Source organism: Patulibacter minatonensis DSM 18081 (assembly GCF_000519325.1).
Classification (GTDB): Bacteria; Actinomycetota; Thermoleophilia; order Solirubrobacterales; family Solirubrobacteraceae; genus Patulibacter; species Patulibacter minatonensis.
The window spans coordinates 1,783,473-1,807,979 of sequence record NZ_KI912613.1 but is presented as its reverse complement, the minus strand read 5'-3'; the positions used below and the strand labels follow the sequence as shown (position 1 = coordinate 1,807,979).

The 24,507-nt window shown below is 72.1% G+C and carries 22 protein-coding genes; 5 read left to right on the top strand and 17 right to left on the bottom strand.

Features of this window, described 5'->3' with window-relative positions; genetic code table 11:
- Nucleotides 1–94: 94 nt before the first annotated feature.
- The 9 genes from PATMI_RS0108225 to PATMI_RS28410 all read right to left on the bottom strand — a co-directional run bounded on the left by PATMI_RS0108225 (nucleotide 95) and on the right by PATMI_RS28410 (nucleotide 12,406).
- Nucleotides 95–1,471 (bottom strand): MlaD family protein, encoded by a 1,377-nt coding sequence (locus PATMI_RS0108225; protein ID WP_026910546.1) that lies wholly within the window; start codon nucleotides 1,469–1,471, stop codon nucleotides 95–97.
- A 7-nt stretch (nucleotides 1,472–1,478) separates the two neighbouring features.
- Entirely contained in the window at nucleotides 1,479–2,792 is a 1,314-nt protein-coding gene (locus tag PATMI_RS0108220) for an MlaD family protein (RefSeq protein ID WP_026910545.1), read from the bottom strand.
- The gene (locus tag PATMI_RS0108215; protein ID WP_026910544.1) at nucleotides 2,789–4,138 is read right to left on the bottom strand and encodes an MlaD family protein; all 1,350 of its coding nucleotides are present in this window, start codon (nucleotides 4,136–4,138) and stop codon (nucleotides 2,789–2,791) included. Before PATMI_RS0108215 ends, PATMI_RS0108220 begins: the two co-directional genes overlap by 4 nt.
- Nucleotides 4,138–5,487 carry an MlaD family protein gene (locus tag PATMI_RS0108210; protein WP_084269789.1) on the bottom strand — a complete coding sequence of 450 codons (1,350 nt, stop codon included), beginning with the start codon at nucleotides 5,485–5,487 and terminating at the stop codon, nucleotides 4,138–4,140. The genes PATMI_RS0108215 and PATMI_RS0108210 overlap by 1 nt, the downstream gene beginning before the upstream one ends.
- Nucleotides 5,484–6,953 carry an MlaD family protein gene (locus tag PATMI_RS0108205; RefSeq protein ID WP_026910542.1) on the bottom strand — a complete coding sequence of 490 codons (1,470 nt, stop codon included), beginning with the start codon at nucleotides 6,951–6,953 and terminating at the stop codon, nucleotides 5,484–5,486. The genes PATMI_RS0108210 and PATMI_RS0108205 overlap by 4 nt, the downstream gene beginning before the upstream one ends.
- Nucleotides 6,950–8,278: an MlaD family protein gene (locus PATMI_RS28420; RefSeq protein WP_036725491.1), complete on the bottom strand. Its 1,329-nt coding sequence runs from the start codon at nucleotides 8,276–8,278 to the stop codon at nucleotides 6,950–6,952. The genes PATMI_RS0108205 and PATMI_RS28420 overlap by 4 nt, the downstream gene beginning before the upstream one ends.
- 5 nt (nucleotides 8,279–8,283) lie before the next feature.
- Entirely contained in the window at nucleotides 8,284–9,165 is an 882-nt protein-coding gene (locus PATMI_RS0108195) for an MlaE family ABC transporter permease (protein WP_084269788.1), read from the bottom strand.
- A 10-nt stretch (nucleotides 9,166–9,175) separates the two neighbouring features.
- The gene (locus PATMI_RS28415) at nucleotides 9,176–10,033 is read right to left on the bottom strand and encodes an MlaE family ABC transporter permease (protein ID WP_084269787.1); all 858 of its coding nucleotides are present in this window, start codon (nucleotides 10,031–10,033) and stop codon (nucleotides 9,176–9,178) included.
- Between the two features lie 141 nt (nucleotides 10,034–10,174).
- The gene (locus PATMI_RS28410; protein ID WP_084269786.1) at nucleotides 10,175–12,406 is read right to left on the bottom strand and encodes a molybdopterin-containing oxidoreductase family protein; all 2,232 of its coding nucleotides are present in this window, start codon (nucleotides 12,404–12,406) and stop codon (nucleotides 10,175–10,177) included.
- Nucleotides 12,407–12,646: 240 nt separating this feature from the next.
- On the opposite strand from PATMI_RS28410, the gene PATMI_RS0108180 reads away from it, so the two are divergent.
- The 3 genes from PATMI_RS0108180 to PATMI_RS0108170 are packed head-to-tail and all read left to right on the top strand — an operon-like array spanning nucleotide 12,647 to nucleotide 15,333.
- Complete coding sequence (locus PATMI_RS0108180) at nucleotides 12,647–13,636, top strand: NAD(P)H-dependent flavin oxidoreductase (RefSeq protein ID WP_026910540.1); 990 nt, start codon at nucleotides 12,647–12,649, stop codon at nucleotides 13,634–13,636.
- 57 nt (nucleotides 13,637–13,693) lie between these two features.
- Nucleotides 13,694–15,079, top strand: a complete 1,386-nt coding sequence (locus PATMI_RS0108175; RefSeq protein ID WP_026910539.1) for an FAD-dependent oxidoreductase — start codon at nucleotides 13,694–13,696, stop codon at nucleotides 15,077–15,079.
- Nucleotides 15,080–15,126: 47 nt separating this feature from the next.
- On the top strand, nucleotides 15,127–15,333 hold the full coding sequence (locus tag PATMI_RS0108170) for a hypothetical protein (RefSeq protein ID WP_157260674.1): 207 nt from the start codon (nucleotides 15,127–15,129) through the stop codon (nucleotides 15,331–15,333).
- Nucleotides 15,334–15,349: 16 nt separating this feature from the next.
- Here the strand turns inward: PATMI_RS0108170 and PATMI_RS0108165 are convergent, their stop codons facing one another.
- From PATMI_RS0108165 to PATMI_RS0108140, 6 genes are all read right to left on the bottom strand, one after another.
- Complete coding sequence (locus tag PATMI_RS0108165; protein WP_026910537.1) at nucleotides 15,350–16,147, bottom strand: urease accessory protein UreD; 798 nt, start codon at nucleotides 16,145–16,147, stop codon at nucleotides 15,350–15,352.
- Nucleotides 16,148–16,295: 148 nt separating this feature from the next.
- The gene (ureG, locus tag PATMI_RS28405) at nucleotides 16,296–17,093 is read right to left on the bottom strand and encodes an urease accessory protein UreG (protein ID WP_084269785.1); all 798 of its coding nucleotides are present in this window, start codon (nucleotides 17,091–17,093) and stop codon (nucleotides 16,296–16,298) included.
- A 17-nt stretch (nucleotides 17,094–17,110) separates the two neighbouring features.
- Nucleotides 17,111–17,791, bottom strand: coding sequence for an urease accessory protein UreF (locus PATMI_RS0108155; RefSeq protein ID WP_026910536.1), 681 nt, complete (start codon nucleotides 17,789–17,791; stop codon nucleotides 17,111–17,113).
- A gap of 32 nt (nucleotides 17,792–17,823) precedes the next feature.
- Complete coding sequence (ureC, locus tag PATMI_RS0108150) at nucleotides 17,824–19,533, bottom strand: urease subunit alpha (protein ID WP_026910535.1); 1,710 nt, start codon at nucleotides 19,531–19,533, stop codon at nucleotides 17,824–17,826.
- Nucleotides 19,530–19,943 carry an urease subunit beta gene (locus tag PATMI_RS28400; protein WP_051471209.1) on the bottom strand — a complete coding sequence of 138 codons (414 nt, stop codon included), beginning with the start codon at nucleotides 19,941–19,943 and terminating at the stop codon, nucleotides 19,530–19,532. The genes ureC and PATMI_RS28400 overlap by 4 nt, the downstream gene beginning before the upstream one ends.
- A gap of 9 nt (nucleotides 19,944–19,952) precedes the next feature.
- Nucleotides 19,953–20,255 (bottom strand): urease subunit gamma, encoded by a 303-nt coding sequence (locus PATMI_RS0108140; RefSeq protein WP_026910534.1) that lies wholly within the window; start codon nucleotides 20,253–20,255, stop codon nucleotides 19,953–19,955.
- A gap of 201 nt (nucleotides 20,256–20,456) precedes the next feature.
- On the opposite strand from PATMI_RS0108140, the gene PATMI_RS0108135 reads away from it, so the two are divergent.
- Nucleotides 20,457–21,128 carry a hypothetical protein gene (locus PATMI_RS0108135; protein ID WP_026910533.1) on the top strand — a complete coding sequence of 224 codons (672 nt, stop codon included), beginning with the start codon at nucleotides 20,457–20,459 and terminating at the stop codon, nucleotides 21,126–21,128.
- Between the two features lie 93 nt (nucleotides 21,129–21,221).
- On the opposite strand, the gene PATMI_RS0108130 is transcribed toward PATMI_RS0108135, so the two are convergent.
- Nucleotides 21,222–22,268 carry an enolase-like domain-containing protein gene (locus tag PATMI_RS0108130; RefSeq protein WP_026910532.1) on the bottom strand — a complete coding sequence of 349 codons (1,047 nt, stop codon included), beginning with the start codon at nucleotides 22,266–22,268 and terminating at the stop codon, nucleotides 21,222–21,224.
- Nucleotides 22,269–22,559: 291 nt separating this feature from the next.
- On the opposite strand from PATMI_RS0108130, the gene PATMI_RS0108125 reads away from it, so the two are divergent.
- Complete coding sequence (locus tag PATMI_RS0108125) at nucleotides 22,560–23,384, top strand: hypothetical protein (RefSeq protein ID WP_026910531.1); 825 nt, start codon at nucleotides 22,560–22,562, stop codon at nucleotides 23,382–23,384.
- A 25-nt stretch (nucleotides 23,385–23,409) separates the two neighbouring features.
- Here PATMI_RS0108125 and PATMI_RS28395 read toward each other — a convergent pair whose 3' ends face one another.
- On the bottom strand, nucleotides 23,410–24,498 hold the full coding sequence (locus tag PATMI_RS28395; protein WP_036725486.1) for a glycosyltransferase family 4 protein: 1,089 nt from the start codon (nucleotides 24,496–24,498) through the stop codon (nucleotides 23,410–23,412).
- Between the last annotated feature and the right edge of the window lie 9 nt (nucleotides 24,499–24,507).

The window sequence follows — 24,507 nt, the reverse complement described above, 5'->3', positions numbered from 1 at the left end:
CGGCACGTGCGCAGGAACGACGAGGGCCCGGTCATCGACCGGGCCCTCGTCGTCCGCTCGTCCTCGACCGGGCGCCGGCCCCGGCGCGGGTCCCTCAGCAGCTCGGCGTGATCCGCGGGTACTTGAAGCCGCTCTCGCGGAGCTCCTTCGGGCCGAGGATCGTGTTCTGGCCCCGGTCGTACGAGGTGTTCGCGCCGACCTGGTTGGGCTTCGGGAACGGGTCGAAGTCGATCGGTCCGACGGTCTGGCTGAGCACGCCCGAGCGCAGCAGCTTGTGGAACGACTCGACGGTCTCTCGCGGGAGCCCCACGAGCGTGTTCTCGCTGAAGACCGGCGCCAGACGGATCGCGTGGGCGACGTTGTCGTAGCTGTTGGTCGACGAGCCGAACCCGATGATGAACGCGGCGAAGTCCTTCGTGTACGGCTGCGTGTACTTCAACATCGGATTGATCTGACAGACGAGCTTCCGCACGCCCGGGATCGCGTCGGTCACCGGGGTCGAGGCGGCCTTGACCTGGTCGAGCGTCTGCGAGAGCTTCGGTGCGGTCGGCGTCAGCTCACGCAGCAGGCTCCGCCCGTTCTGCGTCGCCGGACGCAGGGCATCGACGGCCGGCCGGACCTCGTCGACCGCCGCGGCGAGGTTGTTCACCCGCGGGGTCGCGTTCTCGCTGGTCGTGTCGAGGATGCCGCTGGTCCGCTTCGCAGCGGCGAGGGTCCCGGGCAACGTCTGCACGAGCTCGCGGATCCGGTCGTCCCGGTCCGCGACGGCCTGGAAGGCGGCGGCGCCGTCGCGGCCGAGCTGCTCGATGCTCGCGCCGCGCTCTGCGGTCAGCGAGCTGAGGGAGCCGAGTCGGTCGACGAGACGTGCGAGCGTCGCGCGCTGGTCGTAGAGCGTCTTGACGACCTTGGTGGTCGGGATGAAGGTGTCGCTCACGCCCGAGACCGTCTCGTTGAGCTGCTTGCCCCGGCCGTCGACGGCGCTGCCGACGCCCTGGAACAGCTTCCTCGTGCGCTCCTTGGCCTTGCCCTGGAGCATCGAGAGGACCTGGTCGGCATCGACGTACTCGGAGGCGCTGGCGACCGGGAGCACCGCACTGGACTTCAGCGTCGTGCGCGACCGGCCGGGGACGAGGTCCATGTAGTTCTCGCCGATCGGAGTGCGCTGGCGCACCGCGACCTGGGCGTCCTCGGCGACCGGGAGCACCCGGTCGTCGGTCACGTTCATCGTGACCAGCGCCGCGGAACCCCGACGCTCCACGGCCTTCACGGAGCCGACCTCGGCGCCGGCCATCGTGACGCGCGCGCCGGGGGCGAGCAGTGCGGCGCTCGGGACGAGGGCTCGGATCGTCTGGCTCTTGCCGGTGTGCAGCGCCCCGCCGAGCGAGAGGAAGCCGACGGAGCCGCCGACGGCGACCACGATCGCGGCGAGCACGATCATGAGCTGGACGGGGTACTTCGCGTTGCTCTTCATGGTCAGCTCACCGCTTGTCGGATTCGCGGACGGGACGACCGCCGATGGGGCCGCCGGGCACGCAGCTCGGGTTCGGGCCGTACCCGGGGCCCTTGATCAGGCCGCTGGAGGAGGCGCCGACCGAGAGGTTGCCTCGGGGACTCAGGCCGTGGATGTCGCCGAACTTCGTCATCGACGCGTCCCACTGGAAGAAGCCGTTGATGCCCTTCTCGCAGTTGACGAGGTCGGTCGTGATCTTGTCGAGGACCGGCGGCAGCTGCGGGCGCAGCAGCGACACCGCGGTCTGCAGGTCCGTGCTGGCCTTCGGCAGGACGCCGGTCAGCGGTACGAGCTTCCTCACCGGGGTCTTCAGGGCGTCGAGGGCCGGGCGCGCGGAGTCGCTCACCCGCTTGAGGTCGGAGAGCGACGAGGGCAGCTCGTCCGCGACCGGGTTCAGGCTCTTCACGGCGCCGTCGACGTCGTCGAGCGCGGCGCGGAGGGCGGCGAAGCTCGAGTCGACGGAGGTGACCGTCGGCGGCAGGCTGCGCAGCGTGGCGTCGAGGTCGCCCGATCCGTCGCGGAGCGAGGCGACCGTGCTCCCGAGGTCCTTGACCAGGGTGCGCAGTTGACCGTCGCGGCGGCCGAGCTCGTCGGTGACCAGCGCGGTGTTGCGGACGAGACCCTTGGTGAGGTCTTCGCGGCGGCTCAACTGCTCCGTCGCGTTGCCGGCGACGCGGAGGAGCGGCGCGAGCTCGACGAAGGCCTCCTGCAGGCGGGTGCCGTTGTCGGCCAGCCCGTTGCCGAGGTTGTCGATCAGGCTTCGCAGCTGCGCACGCGTGTCGGGCCGGAAGGCGTTCAGGACCTGGTCGACGCGGACTGCGGTCGAGGTCTGCGAGGTCGGCAGCGGCTCGTCGTACGTCGCCTTGCCCGCGGCCGGCCGGCCGGGGTCGACGATGTCCAGGTTGAGGTCCTGCAGCGCGGTGATCGGCCGGAGCTCGGCCTTGGCGTCGCGGTACACCTCGCCGTACTTCTTCTGGAGCTTGACCGTGATGATCGGGGTCTTGCCGTTCTCGACCTTCGTCACCGTGCCGGCCGGGATCCCACGGAAGCGGACCTCGTGGATGCCGGGAACGAGGGCGGTGGCGTCCTTGACCTCGAACCGGATCTCCTGCGTCGGCTTGAAGAGGGTCCGTGAGACCTTGGAGATGACGAACGCGCCCATGAGGACGGTCGCCAGCAGGGCGATCAGGACCGTGATGCCCGGGCCGATCCCGCGCTTGGCCTCGAGCTTGAAGCGGGCGAGGTTGACGCGTTCGGAGCGGTGCTCGCGCGGATTGATCATCGGTTCCTGCCCTTCGCCGCGGACTTCGGGCCGGTCAGCCCGAGGGGGCCGAGCACGTCGCTGACGGTCTTGCTCAGGTCCTGGCACTGCAGCAGCTCGCTCTTGTGCTCCGGTTCGCCGAAGTACAGCTGGCAGGGTCCGTAGAGCGGATTGCTGCCGACCGACGCGGCGAAGCGGATGAAGTGCCCGTTGGCGTCGCGTTGCGCCGTGGTTCCGGCGAGTCCTCCGGCGCCGGCGCCGAACATCTCGGCGACCGTGTAGCCGGTCTGCGGATCCTTCTTGTCGAAGTTGGGGAGGATCTTCTGGTCGAGCCTCTCGAGGCTGGGCGTGAGCTCGTCCAGCAGCGGCTTGCCGTCCTTCGCAGCGGCGGCGAGCGCGGTGGTCGCCCTCGGGAGGGACCGCAGCAGGGGGCGGGCGGCGTTCAGCGTCGTGTCGGCACTGACCACCGCGGGTCGGAGGTGCTGGACCGTCGGAGCGACATCGACCGCAGGGTCGTGGAGCTTGTCGAGCAGGGTGTCGGCGCCCGCGAGCGTCGGCACGATGCGGTCCATGGTCTGATCGACGCGCGCTGCGACGGCCGGCGTGTCGCGGAACAGCGCTCGGAGGTCCGCGCTGCGGTTCCCGATCGTCTGCAGCGTCGCTGCGGTGCCCGAGATCAGGTTCTGCACGCCCTGGTCCTTCGTGTCCAGCGCCCGGACGGTCCGGGCGGTGTTGCGGATCAGGCGCTGGAGGTCCGTGCCCTCGGCCACGCCGCGGAGGGCGCGTGCGCCCCGCCGGACGTCGGGAGCGACCTTCGCGAGCTCCTGGATCCCGCGGGCCGGATCCCGCGGGTCCGAGAAGGCCTTGCCGAGCTCCGTCGGAAGGCTCCGGAGTCCACGCTTGGTCCTGCCCTTCACGATCGTGCTGACGTCATCGAGCTCGACCTGGGCCGTCGTGCGCTTGAGGTCGATGCTCTTCGCGCCGAGTTCGCCGGCGTCCGCCGTGCCGCGGTTCAGGGAGACGTACATGGATCCGCCGAGCAGGGAGCGGAACTGGATGTCCGCGCGAGCGTTGGCGTAGACCTCGCCGGCCTTGTCCTCCACGCGCATCGTGACGACGGCGCTGCGCGCGTCGTCGCGGAGCTTGATGTGCGCGACCTCTCCCGAGTCGACGCCGTTGACCCGCACCGGATCGCCGGCGCGGAGCTGCTGCGCGTTCTCGAAGATCGCGGTGATCTCGTGGCCGCTGGCACGGAACAGCTTCTTGTGCGCCCCGCTGAAGGCGACGCCGATGATCAGGAGGACGGCGATGAGCGTCACCGCGCCGACGATGAAGGGCTTGTCGTACCGCTCGAGGAGCTTGCGCATCAGGGGGTACCGTCCTGCGGGAGGAACGTGGGGTATTCGGTGCTGACGTACTTGCACGGCGCGGGGTAGCCGTCGCGACGACCGACCGGTTCGTTGTTCTTGATCTGCAGCAGCTCGGTCGGGGACGGCACGACGACGTGGACCCGGAACGCGCCGGCCGGCTCACCGAGCTCGCCCTTTCCGACGGCGATCGAGTCTCCGCCGTACCCGGTCATGCTGCGCAGCGTGACGCCGAAGTTCTCGATGTCGCACCCGTAGTCGCCGAGCGTGTTCGAGATCGGGACGAGGGTCTTCAGGCCCTCGTCGAGGGGGTCGAGCAGGGTCCTGACGCTGTCGGTGATCTTCGTGGTGGCCGGTACCGCGGAGGGCACCCGCTCGAGGAGGTCCGACGTCTTGTTCAGCGGCGTCGGGGCCTCCTCGAAGAACGCGGTGGTGGCGCGGAGCGCGCCCGGTGCGCGGGGCAGCGTGCGGTTGGCGGCGCCCGACAGGCGGTCGACCGATGCGAGGAGCCGCTGGCCCGTGGAGGACGCCTGCTTGACGGCGTCCAGCGTGGGCGCGGTGCCGTCGAGCGTCGCGTGGACGGCAGCGCGTTGGTCGACGAACGGTTGGAGCGTCTTGTCCGCCGGGGGCACCATCGCGGTGTAGCCCTCGCGGGACGCGTTGAACGGGATCATCAGCCGGTTGAGGGCGGGGACGAGACGCTCGGCCGCCCCGGGCGGAGCGAGGACGGTCGCCACCAGCGTCTGGAACGGCTGGCTGATGTCCGAGGCTCGCTCGATCGTCTCGTTCAGCCGCTTGCCGTTGCCGACCATCCCGGCGCCGAGCTCACGGACGGACGTCCCCATGGCGCCACGCGTCTGCTTGTCGAAGGTGTCGATGGCCTCGGGCACGCCGTAGGTGAGGGCGTTCGCGGAGCCCTTGATCTCGGCGCCGTCGGGCAGCATCCGGCTGGATCGGCCCGGGTTGAGCTGGACGAAGCGCGCACCGAGCAGGCCGTTGGCGCGGACCAGGACGGAGGTGCCCTCGGGCAGCTTCGTGTCGCCGCTCAGCTGGAGCTTCAGACGGGCGCGGCCGTCGGGGTCGATGGTCGACGCGGTCACCTGCCCGACGCGGACGCCGGCGATGCGCACCTGGTCGTGCTTGATCAGGTTGCCGGTGGCCGGGACGATCGCGTACGCGGTCCGGTACGTCTTGCCGGGCACGCCGTTGTAGGCCGTGACGGCGAAGGCGATCACGAGCGCGATCAGGCCGAGGACGAGGCCCGCCTGCAGCATCGCGCGCTGCGGGCTGATGCGCTCGCGCCGACGACGGCGCCGACGTGTCGGGCGACCGAGGGATCGACGCGTCATCGGGGACCTCCGAGCAGGGAGTTGAGGAGTCCGGGCACGGTGCCCTTGTCCGCGGGGTCGGGCGACCTGCCCCCGGCGGGCGACCCGCCGAGGAGTCCGTTCAGGCCGCCGACGAGCCCGCCGAGCAGCCCATCCTGGGGCGCGGGCGTCGTCGGCGTGGACGGCGACGCGGATCCGGCGCCCCCGGACGTGCCGCGGCCGCCACCGCTCGGGGCGGTCGTCGGAGCGGCTCTCCGGTTGGTGGGCGTGGTCTTGCTGCGCGCCCGCGGGGTGTTGTCGTTCGGATCCGACACGTTCGGACCCGTGCCCTCGGCGCGGCGGATGATCGTGTTGAGGATGTCCGGCGAGATCGCCGCTTCGCCGCGGAAGATCTTCGACGCGGCGTCCCCGAACTGGACGGCGTGCGCCCAGTTGTAGACGGTGCCGATGATGTTGCTGGCGCTCTTGTCCAGCGTGCGGGTGACGGGCTTCAGCGCGGTCGCCGTGGTCGAGAGCTGGCCGAGCACCGGGGTGGCCTGGCGGACGACCGGGGTGACCTGGGTGGCGAGCTTCGTCAGGGGCGGCGAGGCCTTCTCGGCGCGGGCGAACGTCGGCTGGGCGGCCTTGCGGAAGGGCTCGATCTGGCCGAGGGTGTCGACGAGCGACGGCGCGGTCGCCGTGATCTTCCTCGCGGCCGGCGCGAGGGTCCCGCTGGTGGTCTCCAGTCGCGCCAGGAACGTCCGCAGCTCCGCGAGCGTTCCCGGCGTCTTGGCGAGGCCCGCTCGCAGTTGTGCCCGCCGCGACACGAGCGTGGTGCCCGTCTTGCCGGCGGTGTCGACGAGGTCGCCGAGCTTCTCGCGCTGGGTGGCGAGTTCGCCGACGAACCCGTCGGAGTTCTTGATGAGGTCTGCGAGCGTGTGGTTGTCGTTCGCGAGGGCGGTGACGAGCTTGCGGCCGGCGGCGAACGACTCGGGCAGCTCGAAGACGAAGTTGTCGACGTCGGCCTTCCGGCCCGCGAACGCGGCGCCGGTCTCGTTGATCAGGACCTTCAGCCGGGTGCGCGTGTCGGGGTCGAGCACCCCGAGGACCTGGTCGAGATCGGTGGCGACCTCGGTGCGACCGGCGGGGATCTCGTAGCCGTCGGGCGCCGGGTCGTTGCGGTTGCCCACGTCGAGTTCGACGCGCTTCTGGCCGAGCAGGTTGACGGAGGCGATCGACGCGCGGACGTCCTTGCCGACCGGCCCGTACTTCCTGTCGAGCTTGACGTCGGCGATGACGTTCTTGCGGTCCTTGGTGACCGAGAGCTCGACCTTGCCGGCCTCGAGGCCGCCGATCGCGACCTGCGATCCGTTCCGGAGGCCGTTGGCGTCGGCCAGCTTGATCTTCAGGTCGTAGGAGTCGTCGCCGCCGCGGGTGACGAGGAACATGCCGACGGCGCAGACGGCGATCGCCATCAGGCCGTAGCGGAGCGTGTTGGTGGACCTCATCGGCCTGCCTCCGGATCCTTGGACGCGTCGAAGGAGTCCTTCGTGATGTGGCACTCCGGCAGGTACCAGGGCTGGTCGGCCAGGTAGCCGGGCGGGAACGGGAAGGCGTACTTCAGGCCCGGGAACAGCTTCGTCAGGTCACCCGAGCTCGAGGACGACGCGTTGATCGCCGCCGGGAAGATGTTCTGGACGTTGGCCCGGATGTACTTGTCCTTGTGGTCCGTCCAGGAGAAGACGTCCGCCCAGTTCGATGGGAAGGACACGATCTCCGGCGTGTAGGGGCGGATGCAGTTCAGCTGCGGGTTGCCCTGCCGCCCGATGCCGGTGATGGTCGGGGCCAGGGACGTGGCCTTGGCGAGCAGCGTGTTGACGTCCGGGGTCGCCTTGGCCACCGTCGCGAGCGTGCGCCGGGCCTTCGGGGCGACGTCCGCGAGCGTGCCGAGGGTGCGGTCCAGGGGCTTGGCGATCCCGCGGAGCTCGGTGATGCCGGGATCCAGGCGGCGCGTCACGTCGTCGGCCTTGGCGAGCGTCGTGTCCGCCTTCGGCAGCGTCGTGCGGATCTTGTCGAGCGTGCCCGGGACCTTGTCGAGGGTCGCCTGGACCTGCTTCGCGTCGCCGCGGATCAGGTTCACGGTCTGTGCGCCGCCGGTGACGAGGGCGCGGAGGTCGGGGTTGGCCTCGCGGGCGGCGCCCACGACGCGGTCGGCCGAGTCGATCAGCTGCGCGAGCTGCGCACGGTTGCCCTCGACGTCGCGGAGCAGCGCGCTCGTCTGCTCGAGCGCGGCCGGCGTGTCCTCCAGCGCCTCGTGGAGTGGCTCGCTCGCGGGCTTGAGCGCGCCGCCGGCGTTCGTCACGAAGGTCGTGACGTTCTTGCGGGTCTTCTTGTCGAAGGTCGCCAGGAGCTGGTCGAACTCGACCGGGACGGTGATGTCCTTCGCGGGGAAGCCCGCGTCGGCCTGGAGCTCCGCGCCGCCTGCGGGTCCCGGCGTGTAGGCCAGGTAGCGGTTGTTGTAGGAGACGGTGCCGCCCCAGCGGAGCTGGAGCTTGGCGCCGCGCCGGACGGGCCAGACCTCGTTCTTGAACCGGAGCTCGACCTTGACGGAGCGGCCCTTCTCGGTCGGGGTGATCGTCCCGACCTCGCCGACGATCTGGCCGGCGGCGCGGATGTACTGGCCGGGCACGACGTTCGTGGCGTCCTTGACGGTGGCGACCAGGACGTTGTCCTTCTGGCCGTCGGAATCGCCCGAGCGGGTCACGAGGACGAGGGCCACCAGGACGAGGAGGACCAGGCCGCCGGTCAGGCGACGTCGAATGCGGGGTGACATCGAGGTCAGCCTCCGATCGGCAGGGCGAGATTGCCGCTGTAGTAGAGGACGGCGAACGCGGCGGCGACGACGTGGACGATCACGAGGTTCACGAGGAGCGAGCGCGCGACCGCCTCGCCGACCGCTGCCGGGCCGCCGCGCGTGCGGAGTCCGTAGAAGCACGCGACGAACGTGGTCGTGGTCGCGATCGCCGCCATCGTGAAGAAGGCGTAGAGCTGGTCGCTCACCGTCTGGACGCTCCAGTGGAGGTCCAGGAGCTGCGCGCCACCGATGCCCTTCAGCACGATCACCGAGTTGAGGTAGGTGCCGGCGAGCTCGCCGAGCAGCGCGAGCAGCGCGCCGAGCGGCAGGAAGATCAGGACGCCGATGAACCGCGTGCCGACGAGGTAGCGCAGCGGATCGACGCCGGTGGACTCGTAGGCGTCGACCTCCTGGTTGATCTTCATCGCGCCGATCTCGGCCGCGATCGCGCAGCAGACGGCCGCGGTGAAGACGTAGCCGAACATGAGGACCGCGAGGATGCGCGGCACGGCGTAGCCGCTGATGGTGCCGAGGAAGTCGCTGGCGCCGATACCGCGGAGGAAGAAGTACGCCGCGTTGACGATGCTCATCCCGAGGAAGCCGTTCATGACGAACATGAGCAGCGACGTCCGGCGGATGATCGACGAGGCCGAGCGCAGGATCTCGGACAGGTACCGCGGGGTGAAGACGAGGGCGCGGAGCGCCTGGCCGATCATGATCATGAGCTCGCCGAGCTCACGGATCCCGCCGACGAAGGCGCCGTCGTTCCGCGCGGAGGGCGGCGCCACCTGCGGCGTGTCCTCGCCGGGCTGCGGGCCCTGACGATCCGCGAGCCCGCGGCCTGTGGGTGTTGTTCCGACAGCCATGACCGGGCTCCTAGCCGCGCACCGCGGCGGCGTCGGGGTAGAGGCTCAGGTAGGTCAGGTTGAAGAAGCTGTTGATCATCCAGCAGGCGAAGAACGAGATCAGGACCGTCTGGTTGACCGCGCGGCCGACCCCTTCGGTGCCGAGCTTGCAGGTGAGGCCCTTGTGGCAGGCGACGACGCCCATCACGAAGCCGATGAGCAGGTTCTTGACGAGGACGGGGAACAGCAGGTCCAGCGGCAGGACGGCCTGCGCGACGACGTCCTTGACCACGCCGGGCGACGGGCCGACCATCGGCGGGTAGGCGATGTAGTTGACGGCGTTGACCATCGTGATCGAGACGAGCACGAGGACCGGGGTCATGACCGTGCACGCGATGACCCGCGGCACGACCAGCGAGCGGACCTGGTCGACGCCGAGGACGGCCAGGGCGTCCAGCTCCTCGCGGATGCGGCGGGCGCCGAGGTCGGCGGTGATCGCGGCGCCGACGATGCCGGCGAAGATCATCGACGTGATCCAGGTGCCGATCTCGCGGCTCCAGAAGAGGAAGGTGGCGGTCGCCTCGCGTTCGGAGACGCCGATGATCGAGAGGATCTCCCCGAAGAGGATGATCAGGAACCCGAACAGGAACGCCATGTGCGACAGCGTCAGCGGGACGATCGAGCGCCGGACGGCGATCGACGCCTGCAGCACCGCCTCGCGCCACCAGGTGAACGGCGGGCGGACGGCGAGGGAGATCACGCGCAGACCCAGCGCGCCCATCTGCCCGGCGGACTCGAGCCGCTCGTAGGTCCCCGTGCCGACGAACTGGTCGGTGAGGCGGGGAGCTGGCTCCCGTTCCTCCCTCGGTGGGAGCGCTGTTCGTGCCATACCACTGGTCTATCCGGCCAGAGGAGTTGCGCGCCACCCCTGGCTGGGGGTACGCGACCCCCGACCGGGTGTGACCCGCCGTTATCAACGTCTCTGCCGACCGAAACCTCGCTCAAAAGGGCGATTTCGATCGCTTACGGACTAAGCGTTCACGGATCTCACGGACGATCGGATGTCGTCCGACCGACCCTCGACCTCGACCTGACGGTCGGGGAGGCGATCCGTGGCGAGCTCGACGGAGACGGCGGTCGAGTTGAGCGCCGGGGTCTGCGAGAACCGGTCGAGCCGCGTGTTGGAGACCAGCAGGTTCCGGTTCGTCCCGTAGCTCCGCGGCGGGGCGGTGCCCGCGGGATCGAAGATGCGGCTGCCCCATCCGTGTGGTGCGCAGACCGTCCCAGGGCGCATGACGTCGCTGAGCCTGGCCCGGAGCTCGATCTTCCCGGTCGCGGACCGCACCCGGACCAGATCGCCGTCGCGGACGCCCAGCGCCGCCGCGTCCGAACCGTTCATCTCGAGGACGTTGGTGCGCTCCGGCCGGAAGAGCCCGTCGGACTCGTTGAGCCACGAGTTCATCGCCTCGCGGATCCGCTTGGTGGTGAGGAGCAACGGGAACTCGTCGCCGGTCACCGGCGGTGCGGCGACGGCCTCCCGGGTCGCGTCGAGGAACGCGCGGGGCGCCAGCTGCACGCGCTTGTCGTCGGTCGCCAGGATGCCGGCGAGGTCGCCGTACTCGGGCTCCCCGAAGATCCAGCCGTGCGGGTGGGCCTTGATGTCCTTCCAGCGGATGCGGCGGCCGATCCGGACCATGAGGCGCTGGACCCACTCGGGGTTCATCGCGAGCTTCGGGCGGCCGGTGAGCTTCGCGAGTCGGCGGGACGCCCGGATGATGCGGTTGACGCCGGGCTTGCCGAAGAGGTTGCGGTCCATCGCCAACGCGAGGTCCGCGAAGAACTCCCACTCCTCCTTGACCCCGGCGGGCGGGTCGATCGCCTTCTCGGCGTAGTTGACGTACGGGCGTTCCTGCAGGTTCGCGAAGAGCGGGTGCAGGTCCTCGCGCTCGAGCCAGTGGGTCCCGGGGATCAGCCAGTCGGCGTGCCGGTGGCTCTCCCGCTGGACGAGGTCGATCGCGACCAGGAGGTCGAGGTCCTGGAGCGCGTCGTCGAGCGCCTGGCCGTCGGGCCCCGAGACGACGGGGTTGCCGAAGGCCATCAGGAACCCGCGGATCTGGCCCTTGCCGGCGGTCGTGATCTCGTCGGGCAGCTCGGCGATCGAGTGGAAGCCCGCGATCGTCGGGTTGCCTCGCAGGCGGGTGTGGTGCTCGGCCGCAGGGGCGAACATCTTCATCACGAGGGCGATGTCGACGAAGCCACGCTCGAAGCGGCGGCCGCCGGGGTTGTCGATCCGGCCGGTGATGAGGTTCAGCGTGTGGCTGAGCCATTCGCCGATCGTGCCGTGCTCGTTCATCGAGACGCCCGTGTGGGTCACGCACATCGCGGTGGGCGCGGCGGCGAACCGGCGAGCGAGGTCCGCGAGCACCTCGCGCTCGACGCCGGCCAGCGTCGCGAGCTGCTCGCCGTCGAACTCCCCGACGAAGCGCCGCGCGTCCTCCAGGCCCGTGAGCGGGAGGTTGTCGGCCGGGCGCTCGAGCCGCTCCTCGAGGATCACCTTCACGAGTGAGAGCAGCAGCGCCCAGTCGCCGCCGGGGAGGACCGCGAGGTGCTGGTCCGCGGTCTCGGCGCTCACGGAGCGTCGGGGGTCGACGACCACGACGGTCGCGCCGGCGCGCTGCTTCTCGAGCACGCGGTTCCAGCCGGACGGGTTGTTCTCCATCCAGTTGAACTTGCTGGTCGCCGGGTCCATCCCGACGAAGAGGAAGAACCCGCAGTGGTCGATGTCCGGCACCAGCGAGACCAGCTCGTTGCCGTAGAGGTGCTCGGCCACGACGTGCGCGTTGTTCTGGTCGATCGAACCGACCCAGAACCGGTTGCCGGTGCCGATCGCGTCGAGCAGCCCCGTCCACCAGGCGGTGATGGAGAACGTGAACCCCATCGGGTTGCCGTTGTAGCTCCCGACCGCGTCCGGACCGTCGCGTTCGATGATCGCGTTGAGCCGCGCGGCGATGTCCGCCGTCGCCTCCTCGTAGGTGGCCGGCACGTAGCGGTCCCCGACGCGGCGCATCGGGGTCGTGATCCGCTGCGGATGCGTGGCGACCTCGTTCGCGGTCTTGCCCTTCCGGCAGAAGTCCCGCCACGTGTACGGGTTCTCGCGATCGGGTTCGATGTCGAGGACCGCGTTGGTCTCCTCGTCGACGGTGACGTTCAGGCCACAGGTCGCGACGCAGATGCGGCAGTAGGTGTTGACGGTCTTCGTCATGGCGATCGTCCTCGACGCGGGTTCGTCGATCCGGGCCGGCTCGCCGCGGATCGGGGAACGCCATCACACCCGCGGGCGCGCGACGCTACGAACCGTACGTTAGCTACGAGGGAGCACCGGGTGGGCATTTCTCGGTCTCGGGCATTGCTGGATGGGGCGCTATCGGTGCGCTAGCGTGGCGCGATCTAGTGAACGATCATGTCGATCGTTCGTCGACCTCCGACACGCGGTGGCACACTCATGAGGACCAGGTTCACGGAGACGTTCGGGATCGAGCACCCGATCGTGCAGGGCGGCATGCAGTGGGTCGGCCGCGCACCCCTCGTCGCCGCGGTCGCCAACGCCGGCGCCCTCGGGATGCTCACCGCGCTCACGCAGCCGACCCCCGAGGAGCTGACGAAGGAGATCGCGCGGACCCGCGAGCTGACCGACAAGCCGTTCGGGGTCAACCTCACGATCCTCCCCGCGATCACGCCGCCCCCCTATGCGGAGTACCGCCGGGCGATCATCGAGGCCGGCATCACGATCGTCGAGACCGCCGGCTCCAACCCCAAGGAACACCTCGAGGACTTCCAGCCCCACGGCATCAAGGTCATCCACAAAGCCACCTCCGTCCGCCACGCCGTCAAGGCCGAGCAGCTCGGCGTCGACGCCGTCTCCGTCGACGGGTTCGAATGCGCCGGACACCCCGGCGAGGACGACGTCCCCAACCTCGTCCTCCTCCCCGCCGCCGCGGACCAGCTGACGATCCCGATGATCGCCTCCGGCGGCATCGGCGACGCCCGCGGCCTCGTCGCCGCCCTCGCCCTCGGCGCCGACGCCGTGAACATGGGCTCCCGGTTCCTCGCGACCGTCGAGGCGCCGATCCACGACAACGTCAAACAGCAGATCGTCCAGAACACCGAACGCGACACCGAACTGATGTTCCGGCCGCTCAAGAACACCGCCCGCGTCGCGTCCAACACCGTGTCGCGCGAGGTCGTCGACATCCTCAACAAGGGCGGCGAGTTCAAGGACGTCCAGGCCCTCGTCGCCGGCAGCAGGGGCCGCGAGGTCTACGAACAGGGCGACCCCGAGCGCGGCGTCTGGTCCGTCGGCCTCGTCCAAGGCATCATCAACGACATCCCCACCTGCGCCGAACTCGTCGAACGCATGATCGCCGAAGCCGACGAACTCATCCGCGGACGACTCACCGGACTGCTGACCGCGTCGACGCCGCTGGCGGGCTGAGTCGTGCCCCAGGAGGGTTCGGTCGACCGGGGCACCGACGGATCGGGCGCCCGTCCTTTGAAGTTCGCCGTGATCGGTGCCGGTCCGGCGGGGTTCTACGCCGCCGCGCAGCTGTTGTCGGGCAAGGCGATCGAGGGTGAGGTCCGGGTCGACCTCTTCGACCGCCTCCCGACCCCCTACGGCCTCGTGCGGTTCGGCGTCGCGCCGGACCACCCGAAGATCAAGTCCGTCATCAAGGTCTACGACAAGGTCGCGGCCAAGGACGGCTTCCGCTACTTCGGTGGTGTCGAGATCGGCCAGGACGTCCAGCACGACGAGCTCACTGCCCGCTACGACGCCGTGATCTACACCACCGGCGCGTCGCACGACCGACGTCTCGGGATCCCCGGCGAGGACCTCCCCGGATCGGTCGCGGCCACCGACTTCGTCGCCTGGTACAACGGCCACCCCGACGCCAAGGACCTCACCTTCGACCTCAGTTCGAAGCGCGCGGTCGTGATCGGCAACGGCAACGTCGCCGTCGACGTCGCCCGCATGCTCGCCCTCACCCCCGGCGAGCTGGCCGTGACCGACACCGCCGACCACGCCATCCAGGCACTCGCGGAATCCGAGATCGAGGAGATCGTCGTGATCGGTCGCCGTGGTCTCGCGCAAGCAGCGTTCACCAACCCCGAGCTCCGCGAGCTCGGCGAGCTCGAGGACGCCGACATCATCGTGTCCCCGGAGGACGTCGACCTCGACGAGGGCTCCAAGAACTGGCTGAACCGCGACGGCGCCGACGCCCGCGAGCAGAAGAACGTCGACATCGCCACCGAATACTCCACCCGCACCCCCACGGGCAAGAAGCGCCGTGTGATCCTCCGCTTCCTCGCCTCCCCCGTGAAGCTCATCGGCACCGACCGCGTGGAGGGCATCGAGCTGGTCAAGAACGAACTCGTCGCCGACGACGACGGCTGGCTCTCCGCCCGCCCCACCACCGAGACCGAGACGATCCAGACCGGCCTCGTCCTGCGCTCCATCGGCTACCGCGGCCGGCCCCTCCCCGGGGTGCCGTTCGACGAGCAGCGCGCCACGATCAACAACCTCGACGGCCGCGTCATCGACCTGCAGACCGGCGACCCGATCCCCGGCCTCTACACCGCCGGCTGGATCAAACGCGGCCCCTCCGGGATCATCGGCACGAACAAGAAGTGCGCCAACGACACGATCGCCGAACTCGCCGCCGACCACCAGGCCGGCAAGCTCCCGACCCCCACCGACCAGAGCGACATCGCCGACCTGATCGCCGAGCGGGTCCCCGACCACGTCGACTACCCGGGCTGGCAGCGCATCGACGCCCACGAACGGGCCCTTGGCGAACCCCAGGGCCGGCCCCGCGTCAAGCTCGTCGACACCGACGAGATGACCAAGATCGCCCACCAGACCGCCGACGCCACGAGCTGAGGACCGGCGCGATGATGGGGCTGTTGGCACCTCCGAGGACCAGGGTCGTGCCGGTGCACGAGGCGCGCTGCAGGGCGATGCGCGCGAAGGCGCGTCGTTGCGCGATGCACGGCGATCTCCCGGCGGCGCGGAAGGCGCGTCTCGATGCGCGGGCCCTGGCGGGCGAGCTGCTGACCCGGCGCGAGGAGCCGGGTCGATTCTCCGAGCGCATCAGCGTCCTCCTGCGGCCGAACTGCGGCCGAAGGGTCGGGTGAGCGTCCGGCGCGCCGGTCAGGTGACGACCCGACCCGCGGGGCCCAGGCCGATCGCGGGGCGGGCGATCCGCCGGACGGCGTCGAGCGCCGCGTAGAGCGCGACCGCGTCGCGGGCCAGGACCCGGGCGACGAGGAGGTGGTCGTCGGGCGCGGAGGCGCCGGCCAGGGCCCCCGGGACGCGCTGCAGCGCCGCGTGGGCCGCACCCGCGAGCGCCGGGGCGGTCGTGGTGGCGGGTGCCGGAGCGGACGTGCAGGTGCGCTGCGGTGCGATCGTGGCGACGCCGCCCTCCGGCAGCACGACGACCAGCGTGGCCACGAGGTCGGCGCCGTCGAACGGCTCGCCACCGGGTCCGAGGACCGCACCGTCGAGCAGCAGCGGCCGGCCGTCGCGGACGATCCGCAGGCGGGTGTCGACCCGCGCCCACGCGAAGCGCTCGCCGCGGCCGCTGCGCCCGCAGGCGAGGCCCTCCCAGAGCAGCAGGCCGGCGTCGGGCGCGACGTCGACCGTCGTCCGCTGGTGGACGTCGGCCCGGGCGTACGGGACGAGGTGGTGGGGCGCCCACTCGACCGCGGCCCCCTCGCGCACGGTCAGCGCGCCGTCGAGGACGGTCGTCTCGGGCGCGAGCCCCGGGGCGGTGCCGCAGACGCGGTTCGCGCCCTGGGTGACGACCGACGCCCGGACGCCCGGGCCGGCGTCGAGCACGGTCTCCATGCGGTCCCCGGCGAGGAGCCCGCCCGACGGGTTCGTGAGCTGCAGCTCGCCCACCCCGTGGCCGTCGACGTCGGTGATCCGCACCGTCCCGGACGGGAACACGACGTCCTGGTCCGCGACGACCGTGCGGTCGCCGCGCCGGGCCAGCGCGATCGCGAGGCGACCATGGCGGTGGGTCGGCGACGCCGGCCCCGCCGATCGTCGCCGCTCCGTGACCGCACCGTCGACCGGCCCGGCGACGGGCCGGTCGTCAGGCGTGATCGTGCGAATGACCGTGTCCGTGGTCGTGCGCGTGGTCCGCGGACCGGGCCGCGCGGTGGGCGGCCGGGGCCGGCCCGTCGTCCGGCGCCCGGTGGTGGTGGTCCTCGCGCGCGGTCGACGTCGCCGCCGTCCACTCGCCGCGCTCGGCGACGCCGATCACCCAGTCGACGACGTCGTCGAACCCGTCCCCGTGCATCACCGAGACCGCGAGCGTCGGGGCGCCCGCGCGCAGGGCGTCGGCGTCGCGGACCATCATCGGGACGTCGGAGCCGACCAGCGGCGCCAGGTCGACCTTGTTGATCACGAGGAGCTCCGACCGCGTCAGCCCGGGCCCGCCCTTGCGGGGGACGTCGTCCCCGCCGGCCACGTCGATGACGTAGATCGCGCAGTCGACGAGCTCGGGACTGAAGTTCGCGGCCAGGTTGTCGCCGCCGGACTCCACCAGCACGAGCTTCGTGTCGGGGAAGCGGTCCTCGAGGTCCTCGATCGCGCGGGCGTTCATCGAGATGTCGTCGCGGATCGCGGTGTGCGGACAGCCGCCGGTCTCGACGCCGACGATCCGCTCGGCCTCGAGCACCTCGGCGCGCAGCAGCGCCTCGGCGTCCTCCCGCGTGTAGATGTCGTTCGTGACGACGCAGATCGGGAAGCGTCCGGCGAGCCGGCGGCAGAGCTCGGTGACCAGCGCGGTCTTGCCGGAGCCGACGGGACCGCCCACGCCGATCCGCATCGTCGTCCCGTTGCGGCGGACGGGATAGGCGGCGAACTGCATCTGGCTCGGGTCGTGCATGGCGATCCTCGGTCGGGTCAGGAGATGAAGAGGCGGACGCGTTGGCGCTCGTGCTGGGCGGAGCGGACGTCGAGCTCGGGGACGAACGAGCAGAGCTCGGACGGGTCGACCGTGCCGCTCGTGCGGACGGCGTCGTCGATCGCGGCGGCGGCGCTCCAGAGGGCGCGCTGCGTGGCGACGCCCCCGAGCGGCACGAGCCGCTGGCCGGCGGCGGCGAGCGCCGAGAGCGCGGTGAAGGCGTGCGACCGCACCGCGTCCGGGGCGTCGAGGAGCAGGCCGGCGCATGCGACGCCCCACGCGACCGGCAGGGTGCCCGGCGACTCGCGGGCGCGGACCGCCGCGGCGAGCGCGGAGAGGACCGCGTCGTCCAGCAGGCCGGCCGCGGCGAGGAGGAACCGCTCGCCGGTTGCGCGCGACGCCTCCCGGGTCTCCCGCGTCGGGCGCGTGGCGTCCACCTCGTGGTCGAGCAGGACCAGCGCGCCGAGGTCGGGGACGGCGGCGTGGCCGTGCGCCGCCCGCACGGCCACGAGGTCGCCGGTCGCGAGGCCGCCGAGCTGGCGCACGAGCAGTCGCTCGAGGTCGTGCTCGTCCCGCAGGCCCCCGGCGGCGTGCTCGGCCTCGAGGCCCAGCGAGTGCGCGAACGCCCCCGTCGGGAACGCGCTGTCGGCGAGCTGCAGGAGACGGGTCTGCGCGGTCACTGGCGCGTCGCCGGGATCGTGGGACCGTCCATCTAGAAGAGGAAGTAGCGCTGCGTCATCGGCAGCGACTCGGCCGGCTCGCTGTACGCACGCTCGCCGTCGACGGTCACCACGTAGGTCTCCGGGTCGACCCGGATGTCCGGCGTCTCGCCGTTGTGGATCATGTCCTTCTTCCCGACGGTCCGGGTGCCCGAGACGGCGACGACGCGGCGGTCCAGGCCGATCGCCGCGGGCACGCCCTCGTCGATCGCGGCCTGCGACAGGAACGTCACGCCGGTCTCGCGCGGGCCGCGGCCGAGCGCGCCGAACATCGGGCGCATCATCACCGGCTCCGGCGTCGGGATCGACGCGTTCGGGTCGCCCATCTGCGCCCACGAGATCGAGCCGCCCTTGAGCACGAGCTCGGGCTTGACGCCGAAGAACGCGGGCTCCCACAGGACGAGGTCGGCGAGCTTGCCCGCCTCGACCGAGCCGATCTCGGAGGCCATCCCGTGCGTGATCGCGGGGTTGATCGTGACCTTCGCGACGTAGCGCTTGACGCGCTCGTTGTCGCCGCCCCCGTCCGTGTCCTCGCCGAGCGGCCCGCGCTGCACGCGCATCTTGTGGGCGGTCTGCCAGTTGCGGGTCCAGACCTCGCCGACGCGCCCCATCGCCTGCGAGTCGGAGCTCATCATCGAGAGCACGCCGAGGTCGTGCAGGACGTCCTCGGCGCCGATCGTCTCGCCCCGGATCCGCGACTCGGCGAACGCGACGTCCTCGGGGATCTCGCGGCTCAGGTGGTGGCAGACCATGAGCATGTCGAGGTGCTCCTCGAGCGTGTTCCTCGTGTAGGGCCGCGTCGGGTTCGTCGACGAGGGCATCACGTGCGCCTCGCCCGCCAGGCGGACGATGTCGGGCGCGTGGCCGCCGCCGGCGCCCTCGGTGTGGAACGTGTGGATCGCGCGGCCGTCGATCGCGGCGAGCGTGTCCTCGACGAAGCCGGCCTCGTTCAGCGTGTCGGTGTGGATCGCGACCTGGACGTCCATCCGGTCGGCGACGGTCAGGCACGTGCGGATCGCCTGCGGCGTCGTCCCCCAGTCCTCGTGGAGCTTCAGCCCGCAGACGCCGGCGCGGACCTGCTCCTCGATCGGCCCCGGCGCGGAGACGTTGCCCTTGCCCAGCAGCCCGACGTTGACCGGCAGGTCCATCGTCTGCAGCAGCATCTGATGGACGTGCCAGACGCCCGGCGTGCAGGTCGTGGCCTTCGTCCCCGACGCCGGGCCGGTGCCGCCGCCGATCATCGTCGTGATCCCCGACGCGATCGCCTCGTCGGCCTGCTGCGGCGAGATCCAGTGGATGTGGGAGTCGATCCCCCCGGCGGTGAGGATCCGACCCTCTCCCGCGATCACCTCGGTCGCGCCCCCGACGGGCAGCGTCACCCCGTCCATGGTGTCGGGGTTGCCGGCCTTGCCGATCCCGTGGATCCGGCCGTCCTTCAGGCCGACGTCGGCCTTGACGATCCCCCAGTGGTCGACGATCACGACGTTCGTGATCACCGTGTCCAACGCGCCCGACGCCGACGTCGCCGTGCCCTGGCCCATCCCGTCGCGCAGCGACTTGCCGCCACCGAAGACGGCCTCCTCGCCCGCGAGCGTCAGGTCCTCCTCGACGCGGATCGTCAGCGCCGTGTCGGCGAGCCGCACGCGGTCGCCGACGGTCGGCCCGTACATCCGCGCGTAGCGGCGGCGCGACAGGCCGGTCATGCGACGGGGTCCCCGGTCGTGGTGCCGGCGGGCCCGTCGTCCAGGAAGCCCGCGGCCGCCAGGCGCCCGAGCGCCGCCTCGCGCGCACCCGGTGCGTCGAGCGGCCCCTCGACGAGCCCGTGGAAGCCGTGCACCACCCGGGCCCCGCCGAACGGGACGACCTCGACCTCGCGGACCTCGCCCGGCTCGAAGCGGACGGCGGTGCCGGCCGGGATCGCGAGGCGTGTCCCGTACGTGGCGCCGCGGTCGAAGCGCAGGGCCGGGTTGGCCTCGAAGAGGTGGAAGTGGCTGCCGACCTGGATCGGCCGGTCGCCCGTCGAGACGACGCGGACGGTCGTCCGTGGACGGTCGGGGAGGAGCGGGACGTCGCCCTCCGCGGTCAGGATCTCGCCGGGGACGAGGTCGGTCACGGCTGCACCTCAGACGATCGGGTCGTGGACGGTGACGAGCTTCGTGCCGTCGGGGAAGGTCGCCTCGACCTGGACCTCGTGGATCATCTCCGGCACCCCGTCCATGACCTCCGCGGCGGTCAGGACTTGCTTGCCGAGCGTCATCAGCTCGGACACCGTGCGGCCGTCGCGGGCGCCCTCGAGGAGCTCGGCGGTGATCAGCGCGATCGCCTCCGGGTGGTTCAGGCGCAGGCCGCGCTCCCTGCGTCGTCGGGCGACGTCGGCGGCGACGTGGACGAGCAGCTTCTCCTGCTCACGGGGGCTGAGACGCATGGGCGCGGAGGGCAGGAGGTCGGGAGTCGGGGGGTGGTCGGCGGAACACCGGACCGGGGCTCACCCTAACGGCCGCCCGGGCCGCGGCCGTGGCGCGATGTACAGGCATCGGCCGTCCGTTCTGGACAGTCCGGGACCACGCGGGGCGCGGGACCGGACGTACGATCCTGCGGCCCGCGCCCACCCGACAGAGGACCGCCCGTGGAGTCTCTCGATCGCCTGCTCACCGACGCCGCCGACGGCGCCGCGTTCCCCGTCGTCCTCCTCGTCGCGCTCCTCCTCGGCCTGCGCCACGCGTCCGACCCGGACCACCTCGCGGCCGTGGCGCCGCTGGCGACGGGGGACCCGGCCGACCGCCGCCGCGCCGCCGGCCTCGGTCTCGCCTGGGGCGCGGGGCACGCGTCGGTCCTCCTGCTCGCCGGGGTCCCGCTGATCCTGCTCCGCGCGGACGTCCCCGAGGGCGTCGGCGGCCTGCTCGAACGGGCGGTCGGGGTGATGATCGTCGTGCTCGCGGTCCTCGCGCTCGTGCGGTGGGCGTCGGCGCGGCGGGCCGCCGCCCACGGCACCCACGACGACGGCGGTCGCGTCCGCCGCCCCCGCACGGCCTTCGGCGTCGGGGTCGTCCACGGCCTGGCCGGCACCGGCGGCGTCGCGCTGCTGCTCCTGGCGCTGCTCCCGTCGCGCGGCGAGGCGTTGGCGGCGCTCCTCCTGTTCGCGCCGGCGACGATGGTCTCGATGGCCCTCCTCACCCTCGGCTGGACCTGGGTGCTCGGCCGGCCGGTGCTCGCCCGCCTGCACGGGGCGCTGGTCGTCCCGACGGTGTCGGTGGCGGCGCTGGTCTTCGGGGTGCTGTACGCGACCGCCTCGGTGTGATCGCGGCGACGACACGTCCCGCCGCTCCTCGCGCCGTCCGGCGCGAACGACGACGTCCGCCCCGTCGGGATCCCGGGACCGGGTGCCCGCTGATCACCCCCGCCGGAACCCTGGCCCCGGTGCGGGGTCCAGCGGGCTCGCCGGCAGCCCGGCCGGCGGGTCGGAGAGGTTGTAGTCCGACGGCGCGATGTCGTTCCACTCGTCCGGGTGGAAGAGGGCCGCGAGGAGCTGGGCCTGACCGCGTCCGACGCCGAGCTCGCCCATGCCGCCGTTGTACATCCGGACGCCCTCCGCCTCGCAGTGGGCGTACAGCCGGCTCAGCTCCGGCAGGCGCCCGACGCGGCACGGCTTGACGTTGACGATCCGGGGGGTGATCGCGGTCGCGGCGATCGACTCCACGCTCGTGATCGGCGCGTCGTAGGAGACGCGGCCCTCGGACCCGCGGAGCAGCTCCAGCACCGCCGGGAGGTCGTGGGGGTCCTCGAGGACGGCGTCGGGGAACGTCGCGAGCGTGCGCTCGTACATCGCCACCAGCGCCGTCTCGTCCTCGACCTCGATGCCGTACTGGCCCTTGAAGTCGATCGTCGCGACACCCTCCACGTCGGCGACGCGGTCCATGATCTCCTGCGTCCACGACGGTGCGACGTCGAGCTTGAACCCGACCGTCGGGTGCCGCGCACGACGTGCGGCGACCTTGTCGATGTCCGGTGGGTCGCCGAGCCCGAACGAGGTCACGAACGTGGCCGGCCGCGGCGTGCGTCCGAGGACCTCCGCCAAGGTCGTGGCGGCCTGCCGCAGCGCGAGGTCGAGCGCGGCGGACTCGAACGTCCACCGGCGCCAGTTGCGGGCGAGCGCGAACTCGGGCTCCTCCGCCCACATCTCGATCGTGTCGAGGTGGTCGAGGAACGCCTCGAGGCTCCCCCACTCGCCGGTCAGCGGGAAGGCGCTGGTGCGCAGCTCCTCCTGTGCCTCCGGCATGCCGACCTGCTCCCCGACCCCCTCCTCGCCGCGGCCACGCAGGCACAGCTGGGTGGTCGACAGGTCGTCCATGTCGACCGGCCCGAGCGGGACGAGGGCCTCGTACGCCGACGACTCGATCATGAGCGGCAGGTCCTTGACGGCGGTCCAGAGGTCGGTCATCGGGTCGTCCTGCGGGGTCGGTGACGAGGCCCGACCGAGCCTATGCGCTCCGGACCGCGTGGGCGTGCCATCCGCCGGTGAAGATCCCGCGCCCCGCCTGCGACGACCGGACCTCCGCGCTCCGGGACGGCCGAACCCACCCCGTTGCTACCGCGGGTCGGAAATTCGTCCGTGTACGCGGTCCCCACGTCCGGCGTCGGATACCGTCCAGCGGCCCGTCGGAGTCCGGGGCGCGGGAACGCGCTCCCACCGCCCCGCCGCGTCCGCGCACTCCAACCCCCGGGAGCACCGATGTCCCCCCGTCGTCACCGGACCCACCGCCGTGGGCTCCTCGCCGTCTCCGTCCTCTCCGCGGGCGCCGTCGCGGCCGCGGGTCCGGCCGCCGCCGTGGCCTCCGCCGCCGCGCCGTCACCGGCGGCGGTGCCCGCGTCGATCGTGCTCGTCGACCTCGACCCGCTGATCGCGACCCTGCAGTCCGGGCCGCTCGGCCAGCTGCTGACCGGCCTGACCGGCATCCAGGTCGGCGACCTCGTCGACGGGACGGCCGTCCACCGCCTGCTGGTGGCCGTGACGACGATCGCCACGCCGCAGCTCACGCAGCTGTCCGACGCGCTCGGGCAGGTGCTGAAGGACGGGCTGCCCGCACCGCTGGGCGTCACCGTCCAGACGGTCCTGCGCACGATCACCAACGTCCTCGTCGACCGCGGCGTCCAGATCCCGACGCAGACCCAGAACCTGCTCGCCGACCCGCCGAAGCCCCTCGCGACCGCGCCCGCGCCCGACCCGGTGACCGTCATGCGCGCGCGGATCGCCGACGCGACGCCGGCCCGCGACGGACGGAGCGCCCGCCTGAGCGTGTCGTGCCCCGTCGTCTCGGACACCGCCTGCCGGGTCACGGTGACCACGACGCTCGGCGGCCGTCGGGCCGGGGCGCCCGTCCGCGCGACGATCGCCCGCGGGCGCACGACGGCGATCACCCCGCGCCTGACGTCCGCGGTGTCGCGCCGCCTGGCGTCGCGCGGCGGGACCCTGCGCATGACGGTCCGGACGACCGGCTCGCCGCGCGGCCCCCTGTCGGTCGCCGTGCCGTTCCGCGGGTCCGCGGCGTCGCGCTGACCGCCTCGACGTCCCGGCCGGAGCGCTACGCGCCGGAGCCCCGGCCGGCAGACCTCGCGAGCGCGCGACGGTACGCAGCCCGGTGGGCGGCGTGGTTCTCGTCGCGGACCGCCCGGCGCGCGGCGAGCCGCCGGTCGGCATCGAGGGGCGGGCCGGCGTCGCGCAGCCGGTCCAGCGCGTCCCCGAGCGTCCTCGGCCGCGCCGGGTCGAACGGCTGCACCGTCGGGGAGCCCGGATGCTGGTCGCCGAAGGCTCCGCACGGGGGCACCAGCGTCCCGATCCCGAGGTCCCAGCACAGCTCGAGCCACCCGGAGTGGGTGCCGTGGGTGTACGGCAGCACCGACACGTCGAGCGACGAGAGCTCCGCCACGAGCGCGTCGTCGTCGGGACGTCGGCGCTGCACCAGATCGACGGGGCACCGTCGCGCGATCGCCGTCAGGGCCGCGAGCTCCTCGCCGCCCGCGGTCCCGGGGCGCACGTCGTCGTTGACGAACACCACCGTGGTGCCCCCGCGGGTGCGCACCGCCTCCGCGAGCGCGCCGAGCCACGCGGCGGCCCGGACGTTCGCCCGCAGGCTGCGGACGTGGACGCCCACCCGCGGGCCGTCCGGGCGACGCCGCAGCACCCGCTCGCGGTCGGCGGCCACGACCTGGGCGTCCGCCGCGAGCTGCGGGTGCGGGACGACGACGGGGCGCCGGCCGTGACGACGGTGCACCGCGTCGGCGGCGCGCTCGGTCAGGGTGAGGAGCTCGTCCGCCGCGTCGACCAGAAGCGCGGTCCGGGCGCGGTGGAGCCCGGGGTCCGCGGCGTGCGGCAGCTCGAGGTCGTGGACCGTGTGGACCAGCGGTCGGCCGAGCTCGCGGAGGGCCAGGACGACGTCCCGCAGCTCCTGCACGGGCGTGTTCTCGGTCCCGAAGTGCACGTGGACGAGGTCGAACGACGCGGCGTTGCGGCGCAGCCACGCCGCGGTCAGCACCGCCGGAGGCCACCACTGACCCGGTGGCGCGCCCGCGACCGGAGGGTCCGGGAGGACGACGTGCTCGGGGGGCCGGACGGCGCGGACGTACGGATGGGCCGCGGGGACCGCGGCGATCCGTACGACGGGCTCACCCACCCGGGACGC